Source organism: Corallococcus sp. AB011P, from assembly GCF_003611605.1.
GTDB classification, from domain to species: domain Bacteria; phylum Myxococcota; class Myxococcia; order Myxococcales; family Myxococcaceae; genus Corallococcus; species Corallococcus coralloides.
In genome coordinates this window covers 433,023-445,720 of the sequence record NZ_RAVX01000005.1, presented here as the reverse complement: position 1 = coordinate 445,720, position 12,698 = coordinate 433,023, and the positions used below count along the sequence as shown (strand labels likewise).

At 71.2% G+C, this 12,698-nt stretch carries 10 protein-coding genes; 2 read left to right on the top strand and 8 right to left on the bottom strand.

Annotated elements, in window-relative coordinates:
• Nucleotides 1-110 precede the first annotated feature (110 nt).
• The gene (locus D7X30_RS17610; protein ID WP_120564085.1) at nucleotides 111-1,007 is read right to left on the bottom strand and encodes a hypothetical protein; all 897 of its coding nucleotides are present in this window, start codon (nucleotides 1,005-1,007) and stop codon (nucleotides 111-113) included.
• A gap of 138 nt (nucleotides 1,008-1,145) precedes the next feature.
• Between D7X30_RS17610 and D7X30_RS17605 the strand changes: the two genes are divergently transcribed.
• On the top strand, nucleotides 1,146-2,765 hold the full coding sequence (locus tag D7X30_RS17605; RefSeq protein ID WP_120564084.1) for a leucyl aminopeptidase: 1,620 nt from the start codon (nucleotides 1,146-1,148) through the stop codon (nucleotides 2,763-2,765).
• Nucleotides 2,766-2,822: 57 nt separating this feature from the next.
• Here D7X30_RS17605 and D7X30_RS17600 read toward each other — a convergent pair whose 3' ends face one another.
• From D7X30_RS17600 to ruvB, 6 genes are all read right to left on the bottom strand, one after another.
• Nucleotides 2,823-3,461 (bottom strand): hypothetical protein, encoded by a 639-nt coding sequence (locus D7X30_RS17600; RefSeq protein ID WP_120564193.1) that lies wholly within the window; start codon nucleotides 3,459-3,461, stop codon nucleotides 2,823-2,825.
• A gap of 126 nt (nucleotides 3,462-3,587) precedes the next feature.
• Nucleotides 3,588-4,826, bottom strand: a complete 1,239-nt coding sequence (locus tag D7X30_RS17595; protein WP_120564083.1) for a DUF4388 domain-containing protein — start codon at nucleotides 4,824-4,826, stop codon at nucleotides 3,588-3,590.
• 28 nt (nucleotides 4,827-4,854) lie between these two features.
• Nucleotides 4,855-5,949, bottom strand: a complete 1,095-nt coding sequence (locus tag D7X30_RS17590; protein ID WP_120564082.1) for a thioredoxin domain-containing protein — start codon at nucleotides 5,947-5,949, stop codon at nucleotides 4,855-4,857.
• Between the two features lie 56 nt (nucleotides 5,950-6,005).
• Nucleotides 6,006-6,950, bottom strand: a complete 945-nt coding sequence (gene lpxC, locus D7X30_RS17585) for a UDP-3-O-acyl-N-acetylglucosamine deacetylase (protein ID WP_120564081.1) — start codon at nucleotides 6,948-6,950, stop codon at nucleotides 6,006-6,008.
• Nucleotides 6,951-7,398: 448 nt separating this feature from the next.
• Nucleotides 7,399-8,883, bottom strand: coding sequence for a hypothetical protein (locus tag D7X30_RS17580; RefSeq protein WP_120564080.1), 1,485 nt, complete (start codon nucleotides 8,881-8,883; stop codon nucleotides 7,399-7,401).
• A gap of 18 nt (nucleotides 8,884-8,901) precedes the next feature.
• Nucleotides 8,902-9,939, bottom strand: a complete 1,038-nt coding sequence (gene ruvB / locus D7X30_RS17575; protein ID WP_120564079.1) for a Holliday junction branch migration DNA helicase RuvB — start codon at nucleotides 9,937-9,939, stop codon at nucleotides 8,902-8,904.
• A gap of 119 nt (nucleotides 9,940-10,058) precedes the next feature.
• Here ruvB and D7X30_RS17570 point away from each other — a divergent pair, with 119 nt between their 5' ends.
• The gene (locus D7X30_RS17570) at nucleotides 10,059-11,144 is read left to right on the top strand and encodes a hypothetical protein (protein WP_120564078.1); all 1,086 of its coding nucleotides are present in this window, start codon (nucleotides 10,059-10,061) and stop codon (nucleotides 11,142-11,144) included.
• 9 nt (nucleotides 11,145-11,153) lie between these two features.
• Here D7X30_RS17570 and D7X30_RS17565 read toward each other — a convergent pair whose 3' ends face one another.
• Nucleotides 11,154-12,638 carry an ELWxxDGT repeat protein gene (locus tag D7X30_RS17565; RefSeq protein WP_120564077.1) on the bottom strand — a complete coding sequence of 495 codons (1,485 nt, stop codon included), beginning with the start codon at nucleotides 12,636-12,638 and terminating at the stop codon, nucleotides 11,154-11,156.
• Between the last annotated feature and the right edge of the window lie 60 nt (nucleotides 12,639-12,698).

The following is a 12,698-nucleotide window of genomic DNA, read 5'->3' as shown; positions in this document are numbered from 1 at the left end:
GGCACTCCCCGCTTCGGATAGCGCCACGCCCTGGAGGGCAACCTGCTCGATCGGTTGGATGCCCTGCACGCGGACACGGCCCTGCGACGCGGGCCGTGAGGATCCGTTCACTACGCGGCGGTGGCGCCCAGCGTGCCCTCTGGAAACTCCTCCAGGAAGCGCGCGCGTGTGCGCGGCGTGTAGGTGCCGCGCGCCATGTAGCCGTGCAGTCTGCGAATCAGCCCGCGCGTCACTTCCAGCGCGGCGTCCAGTTCCACCGCGAAGTCGAAGTGATCATTGCGGTACAGCTCCTGGAAGGAGAGCTGCGAGTACGCCGGGAGCGCCCGCATGCGGCCCAGCGGACTGGAGAGGAAGAGCCCGGAGACGTAGAGCCCGCGCACCCAGCCATCCAGCTCCGCCTTGGTGGGGGCCTGTCCCACGCGGTCCTGCGACGCCAGGCGCACCAGCTCGTAGATGCCCCGGCCAATGCCTCGCAGCGGGATGCCGGAGCTCTTCACCACCTGGAACTTCTCGCGGATGCGGGCGGTGCCCACGCCATCCGTGCCGTCCTGCTGGCGCAGGAAGAAGAGCGTCTGGGCCCACTCCACCTGACGCCGTGCGTCCCAGGCCCGCTCACCCTTGCGGCGGTGGCGCAGCACCAGCTGGTCCACCAGCGGGTGGAGGCGCCGGTCCAGGCTCAGGTGCATGAAATACCCCGCGAGGATGGCCAGGCCCGCCTCCGTGCCCACGAGGGCGCCGGAGGCGACGAGCTCCGCCATCTTCAGGCCCAGGCTCACCGGGGCGCGCTCGTGGTACAGCCGCGCGAAGTGGGGCCAGCCGGCCTCCGGCTGCATCATCACCCCCAGGCCCCCGCGCACGCCGGCGCACAGCGGCAGGTCCGGCAGCGCCGCGCCAAAGCGCGCGTACGGCAGGTCCTCGGACAGCGCGCGCACCCAGTCGGCGGGGAGCCCGTCCGGGTGGGCCGCCAACCGTTCGATGGCCGTCAGATGCAGCAACAGGGTGGGCATTGGGAGTGCACAGCTATCCAGCGCGCCGGGGCATTGCAATGCCCGAGTGGCAACCAGCGCTTTGCGAGCAACACGCGGCGCGTCTACAGTCACGCCCCTCGGATCACCCCCTCCCTCTGTCCAGGAGTCCAAGTCGCCATGCAATTCAGTCTCGTCTCCGGTGAAGCCGCGCCGGTGAGCGGTGAGCTGCTCGTCATCCCCCTCTTCGAGGGCGAGCTGGGTGATTCCGCCCCCGCGCCGCTGACGGCCGCGGATTCGGCGCTGGACGGCAAGCTGCGCGCCGCCGCCACCCAGGAGGGCTTCAAGGGCAAGGTGGACCAGTCCTTCCTGGTGCACACCCTGGGGAAGCTGGGTGCGGACCGCGTCCTCTTGCTGGGCCTGGGCAACCGCGCGCGCTTCCAGCCGGAGGTGCTGCGGCTGGCCGCGGGCCGCGCGGCGAAGACGGCGCAGCGGCTGAAGTCCACCGCCATCGGCTTCCGCGTGCCCGCCACGGACGACGCGGCGCTGGCCGTGCGCGCGGTGGTGGAGGGCCTGGAGCTGGGTGTCTACCGCTTCGACAAGTACAAGTCCTCCGCGCGCGAGGACAAGGGCAGCCCCAAGCTGAACCGCGCCACGCTGTCCCTGCCGGAGGGCACGGAGAAGTCGCGTGCGCTGGACGACGCGCTCCACCTGGGCCTGAAGCTGGCGGAGGCCGTCAACTGGGCGCGCGACCTGGTCAACGAGCCCCCCAACGTGGTGACGCCCACGAAGCTGGCGCAGGCCGCGCAGCAGGCCGCCAAGGAGGGCGGGCTCACGGCGGAGATTGGCGGGCGCAAGGAGATTGAACGCCTGAACATGGGCATGTTCCTGGGCGTGACCGCCGGCAGCGTGCAGGAGCCGCGGCTCATCCACCTGGTCTACACGCCGAAGAACACGAAGGACGCGAAGCGCGCCCCGCTGGCGCTGGTGGGCAAGGCCATCACGTTCGACTCGGGCGGCCTGTCGCTCAAGCCCACCGAGGGCATGGTGGAGATGAAGACGGACATGGCCGGGTCCGCCGCGGTGCTGGCCGCGATGAAGGTCATCGGCTCCGTGGTGAAGCCGCCCTTCCCCGTGCACGCCTTCATCGGCGCGTGCGAGAACATGCCGTCCGGCACGGCGTACAAGCCGGGTGACATCCTCACCGCGCGCTCCGGCAAGACGGTGGAGATCACCAACACGGACGCGGAAGGCCGCCTGGTGCTGGGTGACATGCTCACCTGGGCCGGCGAGCACGAGCCGTCCGCCATCATCGACCTGGCGACGCTCACGGGCGCGTGCATGGTGGCGCTGGGCAGCTACATCGTGGGCGCCTTCGGCGACGACGACGACACGGTGAACAGCGTGCTCACCGCCGCGCGCGCCGCGGGCGAGGAGATGTGGCGCCTGCCCGTCAGCGACCTGCAGAAGGACGCGCTGCGCTCGGAAGTGGCGGACATGAAGAACTCCGGCGAGCGCTGGGGCGGCGCCATCAACGCGGCCCTCTTCCTCAAGGAGTTCGTGGGCGACACGCCCTGGGTGCACCTGGATATCGCCGGTCCGTCCAACAGCCCCAAGGAGCGCGGCTACCTCAACAAGGGCGGCACGGGCGTAGGCGCGCGCACGCTGGTGGAGCTGGTGCGCCAGCAGGCCGCGCGCATCGCCTCGCAGCCGGAGCCCACCAGGGCCGAGGCGCCCGCGAAGGCCCCGAAGGCCGCCAAGGCTTCGAAGGCCGCCAAGGGCAAGCCGGCCCGCGCGTAGTCCCCGTGGAACCTCCGGGCCCCGCGTGGGGCCTCGGGGCCCGGTTGCTCGCGCCGGCTAGCGCGGGTCGCCGGGCTCCTTCTCAGGCGCGCGGGGTCCCCGCACCGCCACGCTCGGCTCCGGGAGTGGACGGACGCCCGCCATCAGGGCGTCCACGCTCTCCGTGATGCCAGCGGTGGCATCCGTGGGCCAGGTGGCCAGCATCATCAACACGCGGCCGGAGTTGCCCTCGCGCACGGCCACCTTGCCGCGCACGCCCTCCCCCACCTGGAAGTCGAAACCCACCGCGTTGTCCGACAGCGCGATGGGCTGCGGATCCGTGGTGGTGAAGCCCGGCTGCTGGCGCAGCCCCTGCGTCAGCCGCTCCGCGAACTGCACGGGCGTGGCCACGCCGGGCGCCACCTGTAGCACCACCTGCGCGCCCGTCACGCGGTGGCGCAGGATGACGGGAATCGCCAGCCCCTCCGGGGTGCGCTCGTTCGTCTCATCCAGCTGCCACTCCGCCGTGGGCCGGATGATTTCGAAGCCCAGGTCCTCGTCCACGTAGCGCCGCGTGGTGGACGCGACGGCGGACTCGTCCGACGCCGCTCCGGAACCGCCCGTGCCGGGCTCCGCCTTCGTCACCGCCGTCCGGGACGCGCCACACGCCGTGCTCAGCAGAAGCACTCCCCAACCCAACATCCGCATCGCGCCCATGTCGCTCGTCCCCCGCCAGCCGCCAGCCGTGGGGAGGAACGTGGACACCCACCTCCGGGCCCGCCAGGGGCACACGGGGGCGGTGTGTGCTGTCAGACGGTGGAAACTTCGCGCCCGGGCCCGGCCCTACGACAGGCCGCCCTGGAGGGTGCGGTAGGTGTTGGCCAGCCGCTCGGCCACGTCCGCGGGCAGCACGTTGCGCGCGGAGAACAGCGCGTAGGACACGAACGCGTCCAGCGCCTCCAGCGCCATGGCCCGGCCCACCGCCTCACCGCCGCGGGTGGACACGTTGGCGCGCAGCCGGGCCACGTCCACCCGGCCGTCCGGCCCCAGCGTGACGCCGTGGTAGGCCTCCTCCAGGCCCGGCGGAGGCGACTCCACGAAGCCGCGCAGCAGGTCCACGTCGCGGCCCGCCTCGCGCAGCGCGCGGTGCACCAGCGACAGGAGGAGGTTGTAGCGCTCCTCCGCGGACAACAGCTCCCAGGCCATGCCCTCCACCGCGGGGCCCGGGGCAGGAGCCGGCTCCGCGGCCTGGACGGACAGGTGGCCGCCCCGCACCGCCTCCTCCACACCGCTGAAGAAGGCGTACTGGCTGCCCGCGTAGGCGGCCCGGAGCGCGCCCAGCGTCGTGCCCTCGCCCAGCTTCGCGAACAGGGCCTCCTCGCCGGGCAGCGCGCCCTGGGGGCCGGGCGTCACGCGCATGTCGTCCGGGAAGCGGCGGCCCAGGCGGCCCGTCTCCTCCGCGCGCTTGATGCCGGTGAGCACCAGGTCGCGCGTGCGCTCCGGCAGCTTCACCGCGTCCACCGCCGGGGACTTCGCCTCCAGGAAGAGGAAGCTGCCCTCCACCATCTCGAAGAGGTTGAGCACCACCTCGCGCACCACGAACGTCATGGCGCTGTAGAGGCTGGCCTCGGAGACCAGCCCCTGGGACGTGAGCACCTGGCCGATGCGGCGCGCGGGCGTCACCTGCGCCAGCGCCTGGGTGAGCCGCGCTTCCGTCAGAAGCCCCAGCCGCACCATCACCGCGCCCAGGCGCTCCCAGCGCTCGCTGGAGGTGGCGAACACGACCTGCCCGTCGCGGAAGGCCACCGTGCGGCGCACGCTGCCGTGCTGCACGACGAGCTGTCCGGTGCGGATGCCCGAGAGAATCTGGGCGAACACCTCCTCGACCGAGAGCGTCCCCAGGCTGCCGGCGAAGAAGCCGGCCGCGCCGTGGGACTCCGGGAGGAGCACCAGCCCCTCCGGCGCCAGGAAGTGCGCCGAAAGGGGCCGGGTGGGAGAGACGACAGCGGCGAGCGGCCGCTCCAGTTCGAGCGAAGCCGCCTCACCGCTCACGCGGGGCGTGGCCCTGGGTTTGGACGCCACCGCATCCCTCCCTGCAGGTGCTGCCGGACTACTTCGCGCCCTTCAGCTCATCGTCGATGACGCTCTTGAACTCGGAGAGGGGCTGCGCGCCCGACAGCATGATGCCGTTGATGAAGAACGCCGGCGTGCCGCTGACGCCCACCTTGGAGCCGTCCGCCATGTCCGCCTTCACCTGCGCGGCCGTCGCGCCGGAGTCGAGGCAGGTGTTGAACTTGGCCGTGTCCAGCTTCAGCTCGCCCGCGTACTTCTTCAGGTCATCCACGCCCAGCGCCTTCTGGTTGGCGAAGAGCTTGTCGTGCATCTCCCAGAACTTGCCCTGCTCGTTCGCGCACAGCGAGGCCTCGGCGGCCTTCTGCGCCTGCTGGTGGAAGTCCAGCGGGAACTGGCGGAACACCAGGCGCACCTTGTCGCCGTAGAGCTTCGTCACCTCGTCCACCGTGCCGATGGCGCGGCTGCAGAACGGGCACTGGAAGTCGCTGAACTCCACGATGGTGACCGGCGCGCTCTCCGGGCCCTTGGACGGGCCGGTGGCGGCCACCTGCTTGCGCTCCGCGGGCGGGCGCGGGGGCTCGGGCAGTTCGTACTTCACGTTGGCGCCCGCGCGGAGCGAGTCGAAGAACTTCTGGGCCTGCTCCTGCTTCTGCTGGCCGGACAGGAAGTCCACGATCTGCGGCTTCATCTGCTCGTAGGTCGCGCCCGGGGGCAGCTGACCCTTGGCGCCCTCGAAGACCTCCTTGATCTTCTCTTCCGGCGGCGCGGGGATCTTGTCGTCGATCTCCGCCTTGAGCAGCTGCTCCTCGGTGAGGTTGCGCTTCGTCGCCTCTTCCTTCACCAGGCGCTCGGTGACGAGCCCTTCCAGGCCGCGCTTGCGCAGCTGGTACTTCTGCTTGTCCAGGTTCGCCAGCGGCTCCTTGATGCGCTCGTTGAGCTCACCGAAGGTGACCTTCTGGTTGGTGCCGAAGGTGGCCACCACGGTGTCCGGCGACGGCTCGGCGGCATTGCCAGCCTGGGCCTGCGCGGCGGGCGCCTGGGCATTGGCCGGCGCCTTCTCCTTGTTGCAGCCGGCGGTGAGGGATGCCGCGAGGAGGGCGGCCAGGGCGATGCGAGTAGAGCGCATGGACATAGCCCGCCGACTTAATAGAGGTCCTCGGGACTGGCAAGGAATTGCCAGTCTGTCGTTCAGGCGACCAGGGGCTCCAGCTCCAACGCGCCCGCGAGGCTTCCACGGCCCGGCTCACGCCCCTCCACGTCCCGGCGGCGCGCGGTGACGATGTCGAAGCTGGAGGGGTCCGCCAATACCTTGCGCACGAGCTTGTGATTGAGCGCGTGGCCCGTCTTGAACGCCGTCATGTGGCCAATGACAGGCCGACCGAACAGCGACACGTCGCCGATGGCGTCCAGAATCTTGTGGCGAACGAACTCGTCCGGGAAGCGCAGGCCGTCCGGGTTGAGGATGGCGGCCTCGTCCACGACGACCGCGTTCTCCAGCGAACCACCGCGCGCCAGGCCCAGCGTCTTGAGCTTCTCCACGTCGCGAAGGAAGCCGAAGGTGCGGGCGCGCGAGATTTCACGCGAGAAGCCTCGGTCGTTCACGTCCACGTCGAAGGACTGGCCCTGGATGACGGGGTGCTCGAAGTCGATGGTGCAGCTGATGCGGAAGCGCCGGGCGGGGGTGAGCGAGGCCTGCTTGTCGCCGTCCGTCACCGCCACGCTCTTCTTGATGACCAGGTACTCGCGCGGCGCGTCCAGCTCGTGCGACCCGGCCTCCATGATGGCGTGCGTGAAGGGAGCCGCGCTGCCGTCCATGATGGGCACTTCCGGCCCGTCCAGCTCCGCGCGCACGTTGTCGATGCCCAGCGCCGCCAGCGCGGACATCAGGTGCTCCACCGTGCCCACCTTCACGCCGTCCCGGCCCAGGGTGGTGGCCAGCGACGTGTCCACCACGTACTCCGCCAGCGCGGGGATGCTCACCGGGCGCTCCAGGTCCGTGCGGACGAAGACGATGCCATGCCCCGCGGGCGCGGGCTTCAGGGTCAGCGTCACGGGCAACCCGGAGTGGAGCCCCACACCGCGGCAGATGGCCGGCTGGGAAAGGGTGCGCTGGAAGTCGTTGAACTGGAGCATGTCGGTGTCGCCTCTAGGGACTGCTTCGTACTGACATACGCGGGGTATGGCCCCGTCAGGCCGTTCCACGGCGGTCTGACGCGCTGCACACAGGAGCAATCAACATGCCACGCGGCCGTGACACAAGAATTGCCTGATGGGGTGGCCCTGCCCTTCCCAACCCCCTGGAACTGCTGGCGCACGGGCCTCAGGGACGGAGGATGGCCTGGGCTGGGGCCCGGACACCCCTCTTGGGAAACCCACCACTGCTCCTCCCACCGTGACAGCGATGTCCGGAATTCATCCTTCGAACTCCAGGGCCCCCGAATGGTTTCGCGCCAACCGGGAGTGCGTGTCACCCATGTGACAGGGGCGCGTCTCTATCGCAGGCGAGTGCCCGGAAGCAAACGCACATCCCGGACATACCGGGAGTCCGGGGCTTGACGGGAATCGTGACTGGGAGGGTGGGTCAGCGAGCAGGCGGCAGGAAGCGGTCGCGCAGGGCTTCCGCGTCCGGCCGGTCGAAGCCACGGCCCTGGAGGAGCGAACGGCGGCTGACGGCGTGGAAGGTGGTCTCCAGCGTCTGTGAAAACCGCCGGAGGTCCTCCGCCAGGCGGCTGCGGATGCCGGGCCCTTCCGGGGGCCAGGGCAATTCCACCAGCAGCGAGGTGAAGCGGTCGAAGGCGTCGTAGTCCGCGTAGCGCAGCAGCTGGTAGCCGCCGTCGTGGAAGTAGTCGAGGAACGACTTGAGGGCCTCCAGCACGCGCTCGGCGGCGGGCACGTCTTCCGAGCGCAGGTGGCTTTCGGCGGCGCGGCACAGCTGGGCGTAGACCCACAGGTCCTTGCGCAGGCGCAGCGCGGCGTCCTGGGCGCTGGTGAGGTGGCCGAAGGCCTCATCCCCCAGCGAGCCGTTGGGGGCCAGCGCGTCCACCAGCGCGACGACCTGCTGGCGCAAGAGCGTGGTGAAGGCCTCCGCGGCGCGAAGGGGGGCGGCGGGGTCTCGGTCCAGGTCCACCAGCACCTCGCGGGAGATGCGGTCCGTCTCGCGGGCCAGGTCGCGCGCGGCGCGCAGCGTGGCGGCCTGCAGGTGCTTGGGGCCGGCCTTGGGGGACAGCTCCGTGTGCAGGTAGCTGGCGACGGCGGACACCTCACCGCGCACCAGCGACAGGAGCACGCGCACGCGGCGCGGCACGGGCGGCTGCGATTCCGGGTCCACGTGCGTCAGGTAGTGCAGCACGCGGAAGAGGCCCAGGAACGCGGTGGTGAAGAGGGGCCGCGTGTCCGCGGGCAGCGTGCCCAGCACGTCCAGCAGGCGCACGGAGCGCAGCCGGTCGTACTCGACGCGGAACTCCAGCGGGCGGAAGGGGCGGAAGTAGCGGTTGAGGACGATCTCCCGCAGCGTCAGCTTGCCCACGTCCTGGAACAGCGACAGGCCGATGAGCGGCAGCTGGAGCAGGTTGTCGAGCAGGTTCTTCAGCGCGTCGAACGCCTCGCGCACGACGAAGAGGCTCTCCGGCGGGGTCTCCTGATCCAACTCCTCTTCGATGAGCAGCCGGCGCACGCGGTCGTCCGCGAGCTGGGTCTCCACGTACTTGCGGAAGACCATCTTCGGGTCGCTGTCCGGATCCTGCAGGTGCCGGGCGACACGCACGGCGCGCTCCATGGCGTCGCGCACGTCCACCAACTCCTCGTGGAAGTCGCGCGTGACGAGCGGCCGGGCCCGGGCATCCACCACGGAGTTGTGGAGGTTCAGGTAGCGCTCCACGGCGCGCAGCCACATCTCGAACTCGAAGAGCAGCTCCTCGCGGCCCTCCACCGGGACGCCGCGGAGCCAGCGCTCGCGCTCGGCGAGGAAGCCCGCGCGCGTGGCCTGCGAGGCGCGCATCAGGTCGCCGTAGTAGTCGCGGGGACTGGGGAGGACCGTGGGCACGGCGGGCGCGGAGGCTTGGCTCATGGCGGAAAGTGGTGCGGGCTAGAAGAGCGCCCCTTGCGGGGAGCTGGGGGGCGGCGTCTTCTTGAAGTACTGGTAGGTGCGCAGCGTGGCGGTCCGGCCCCGGGGCGTGCGCATGAGGAAGCCCTCCTGCATGAGGAAGGGCTCGTAGACGTCCTCGATGGTGTCGCGCTGCTCGCCCACGCTCGCGGCGATGGTCTCCACGCCCACCGGACCGCCGCCGAACTTCTCCAGGATGGTCAGGAGAATCTTGCGGTCCATCGCGTCCAGGCCGCTGGCGTCCACGCCCAGGCGGCTCAGCGAGTCGTGCGCCAGGTCGTAGGTGATGCGGCCGTTGCCCTCCACCTGGGCGAAGTCGCGCAGGCGGCGCAACAGCCGGTTGGCGATGCGGGGCGTGCCGCGCGAGCGGGTGGAGATTTCGCGGCTGGCGGCGCGGTCCATGGGCACGCCCAGGATGCGCGCGGAGCGGTCGAGGATCTGCTCCAGGAACTTCGGCTCGTAGTACTCCAGGCGCTCTTGAATCTGGAAGCGGTCGCGCAGGGGGGACGTGAGCAGGCCCGTGCGCGTGGTGGCGCCCACCAGCGTGAAGGGCGGCAAATCAATCTTCATCGCGCGGGCGGCGGGCCCGGTGTCGATGGTGATGTCCAGCCGGAAGTCCTCCATCGCCGGGTAGAGGTATTCCTCCACGGCGGCGTTGAGGCGGTGGATCTCGTCGATGAAGAGGATGTCCCGCTCGTTGAGGTTGGTGAGCAGACCCGCCAGGTCGCCCTTGCGCTCCAGCGCGGGGCCGCTGGTGACGTGAACGCCAACGCCCAGTTCGTTCGCGATGATGTGCGCGAGCGACGTCTTGCCCAGGCCGGGGGGGCCGGAGAACAGACAGTGGTCCAGCGCGTCACCCCGGCTCTTCGCCGCGGCCACGTACACCTTCAGCTTTTCGACGACCGCCCCCTGCCCCACGTACTCGTCGAAGGCGCGTGGGCGCAGGGAGGCCTCCAGCCGGATGTCTTCCGGCTGAACATCTCCCGAGAGGGTGTCGTCGGACTTCCTCGCCATCGCCATTCCGACCCTATACAGCGAAGGGGGCGCGTGTCGCTGCCCTTCTGGCGGCGCTAGAATCGGAGCGGCACGCCGACCGGCCAGCCAGGGGGCACGTCCCCCTGCACGAAGGGAGTCGCGTCATGATTTCCGCTTCTGCCCCGTTCCGTCCCCTGCCCCTCCTGCCCGAGGCCCGCGCCGAGCGTTCGCCCGGCCCCCGTCTCCAGAAGCTGCGCCGCGCCGCGCAGGAGGCCCGCGAAGCCTTCGTCCGGGAGGGCCCGGTGGCGGCGGTGGCCACGTGCGACCTCATCACGTTCCCCTACCCCACGCTGTTCGCCTTCAGCGGGGCGGCGCTGTCACCGGCGCCCTACGTGATGATGACGAACCGCATGCAGGTGGTGCAGTTCGCGGAGGCCAGCACCGGCCAGCGGCGCACGCTGCTCTTCAACCCCACCGACTACGAGCGGGGCCACGCGGCGCCCTTCTACCGCGCGCTGCGCGAGCGCTACGGCGCGTTCCTCTCCGACAAGGTGATGTCCACCCGCCACGGCACGGTGCAGGGCTACCTGGAGCAGCTGGGGCTGACGCCGTCGGACGTGGACTACCTGGCCTTCGACCACCTGCACATCCAGGACCTGCGCGGCTGGCTGGGCGGTGACGGCGCCCCGCCCGTCTTCCCCCGGGCGAAGCTGCTGGTGCAGCGCGCGGAGTGGACCATGGTGAAGCACCTGCACCCCATGCAGCACGTGTGGTTCGTGCCCGGCGGCGCGGACATCCCCGACGAGCGCGTGGTGCTCCTGGACGGCGACACGTGGCTGGGCCAGGGCGCGGCGCTGCTCAGCACGCCCGGCCACACGCAGGGGAACATGTCCCTGGCGGTGGCCACCGCGAATGAAGTCTTCGTGGTGAGCGAGAACGGCGTGAGCACGGAGAGCTACACGCCGCTCTTGTCGCGCATCCCCGGCGTGCGCCGCTTCGCGGAGCAGATGGGCTGGGAGGTGGTGCTCAACGGCAACACGCGCGAGGACTCGCTGGAGCAGTACGCGTCCATGGTGGTGGAGAAGCTCTTCGCGGGCCCGTCCGCGCATGACCCGTCGTTCGTGAACTTCCACCCGTCCTCGCTGCTCACCGCCCACCTGCTGGCCCCGGGCCTGGGGCCCACCGTGGTGCTGCCCGCGCCGAACACGGGCGGGCTGCACCCCACGCCCGCGCTGCGGCGCGCGGCGTAGCCGTCGCCCTCATGGCTCCAGGCGGGCGCAGCGGGCCGCGGGGAGGAAGGGCAGCGCCCAGGGTTCCTCCCCCTGGGCCGGGTCCGTGGCGATGAAGAAGACGGAGCCCCCCGCGCGCACGAACCCGTGGGGGTTCGCGTCCAGCCCCGCGGGCGCGATGTCGCGCATCGGATCCACGTGGCCCGGGTCGCCGTTGGAGTACCAGCCCTCGCGGCCCCGGCCTGCCGTCGTCGCGGAGAAGAAGAGCCACCCGTCCACCACCGCGAAGGCCGTGGGGGTGCTGCCCGCGGGGCCCGGCTCCACGTCCTGCACCAGCACCGTGCCCTGCGCCGTGCCGTTGGAGCTCCACAGCTCGCGGCCGTGCACGCCGTCATCCGCGGCGAAGTACAGCCGCCCGTCCAGCACCGTCAGCCCGGAGGGCAGCGAGCCGTGGGGCCCCGGCCGCACGTCCTTCACCAGGCGGGTGCCCAGGAGCGTGCCGTCGCTCTTCCACAGCTCGCCGCCGTGGAGCAGGTCCCCGGGCTCGCCGAAGAAGCCCTCCGCGCCGGCCATGAAGTACACGGCGTTGCCCAGCGGCGTGAGCTCCGACGGGTAGTCCCCCGCGAAGTGCCTGAGCGGGAAGGTGAGGAAGGGCTGGCCCCGCGTCACCCAGAGGTCCGCCTCGCCGAAGCCCAGGTCCACGAGGAAGAAGAGGCGGTCCTTCCCCACGGGCGTCAGCGAGAAGACGACGGACTGCTCCGGGCCGCGGAAGAGCGCCCGTGCGGAGCCGGAGCGCCCCTCCACCACCCACAGCGTCACCGCGTCGCCGTACGCCACCAGCGCCAGCTTCCCGTTCCACTCCGTCAGGTCATCCAGGAACAGCGAGCCCGGCCCAGGCGCGAACTCCTGCGTGAGCTGCGTGCCCTTCGCCGTGCCGTCCGTGCTCCACAGCTCACGGCCGCGCACGCCGTCATCCGCGGTGAAGTACAGCCGGCTGCCCACCACCGTCAGCCCGTCCGGCACGCTGCCCCGCGCCCCGGGCCGGATGTCCGCCACCAGCACCGTGCCCTTCGCGGTGCCGTCCGACACCCACAGCTCCGGCCCGTGCGCGCCGTCGTCCGCGACGAAGAACAGCCGCCCGCCCATCCGCGTGAGGAAACGCGGCGTGCTGCCGTACGCCCCGGGCCTCACGTCCTTCACCCGCCGCGCTTCCGTGGCGCCCCCGTCCGTCACCCACAGCTCGAGGCCGGACACGCCGTCGTTCGCGGCGTAGAAGACCTGCCCGCCCACCTCCACCAGCGTCTCCGGCGCCGAGCCCTCCGCGCCGCGCCGGACATCCCCCACGGACCGCGCCGACGGACCACACGGCTGCGGGCCTCCGGAGGCCGCCGACCCCAGCGCCGCCGACACGTCATCCACCGCCGACACGTCCTCGCCTTCGGCCGCGCCGCACCCCACTCCGATGACGCCGGAGAGCAGCAGCACGACGACCGGAACACCACGCCACGCCGCCATGACACACGCCTCCTCGGCGCGGCGCGGTCCTTTCGGGACCACCGCACCTGAGCTGGAAAT

Bases quoted from the DNA above. Each gene is read 5' to 3' on its own strand.
- D7X30_RS17605 (WP_120564084.1), top strand. From the start codon at position 1,146: ATGCAATTCAGTCTCGTCTCCGGTGAAGCCGCGCCGGTGAGCGGTGAG.
- D7X30_RS17610 (WP_120564085.1), bottom strand. From the start codon at position 1,007: ATGCCCACCCTGTTGCTGCATCTGACGGCCATCGAACGGTTGGCGGCC.
- D7X30_RS17580 (WP_120564080.1), bottom strand. From the start codon at position 8,883: ATGAGCCAAGCCTCCGCGCCCGCCGTGCCCACGGTCCTCCCCAGTCCC.
- D7X30_RS17565 (WP_120564077.1), bottom strand. From the start codon at position 12,638: ATGGCGGCGTGGCGTGGTGTTCCGGTCGTCGTGCTGCTGCTCTCCGGC.
- D7X30_RS17600 (WP_120564193.1), bottom strand. From the start codon at position 3,461: ATGGGCGCGATGCGGATGTTGGGTTGGGGAGTGCTTCTGCTGAGCACG.
- D7X30_RS17570 (WP_120564078.1), top strand. From the start codon at position 10,059: ATGATTTCCGCTTCTGCCCCGTTCCGTCCCCTGCCCCTCCTGCCCGAG.
- D7X30_RS17590 (WP_120564082.1), bottom strand. From the start codon at position 5,949: ATGTCCATGCGCTCTACTCGCATCGCCCTGGCCGCCCTCCTCGCGGCA.
- lpxC (WP_120564081.1), bottom strand. From the start codon at position 6,950: ATGCTCCAGTTCAACGACTTCCAGCGCACCCTTTCCCAGCCGGCCATC.
- ruvB (WP_120564079.1), bottom strand. From the start codon at position 9,939: ATGGCGATGGCGAGGAAGTCCGACGACACCCTCTCGGGAGATGTTCAG.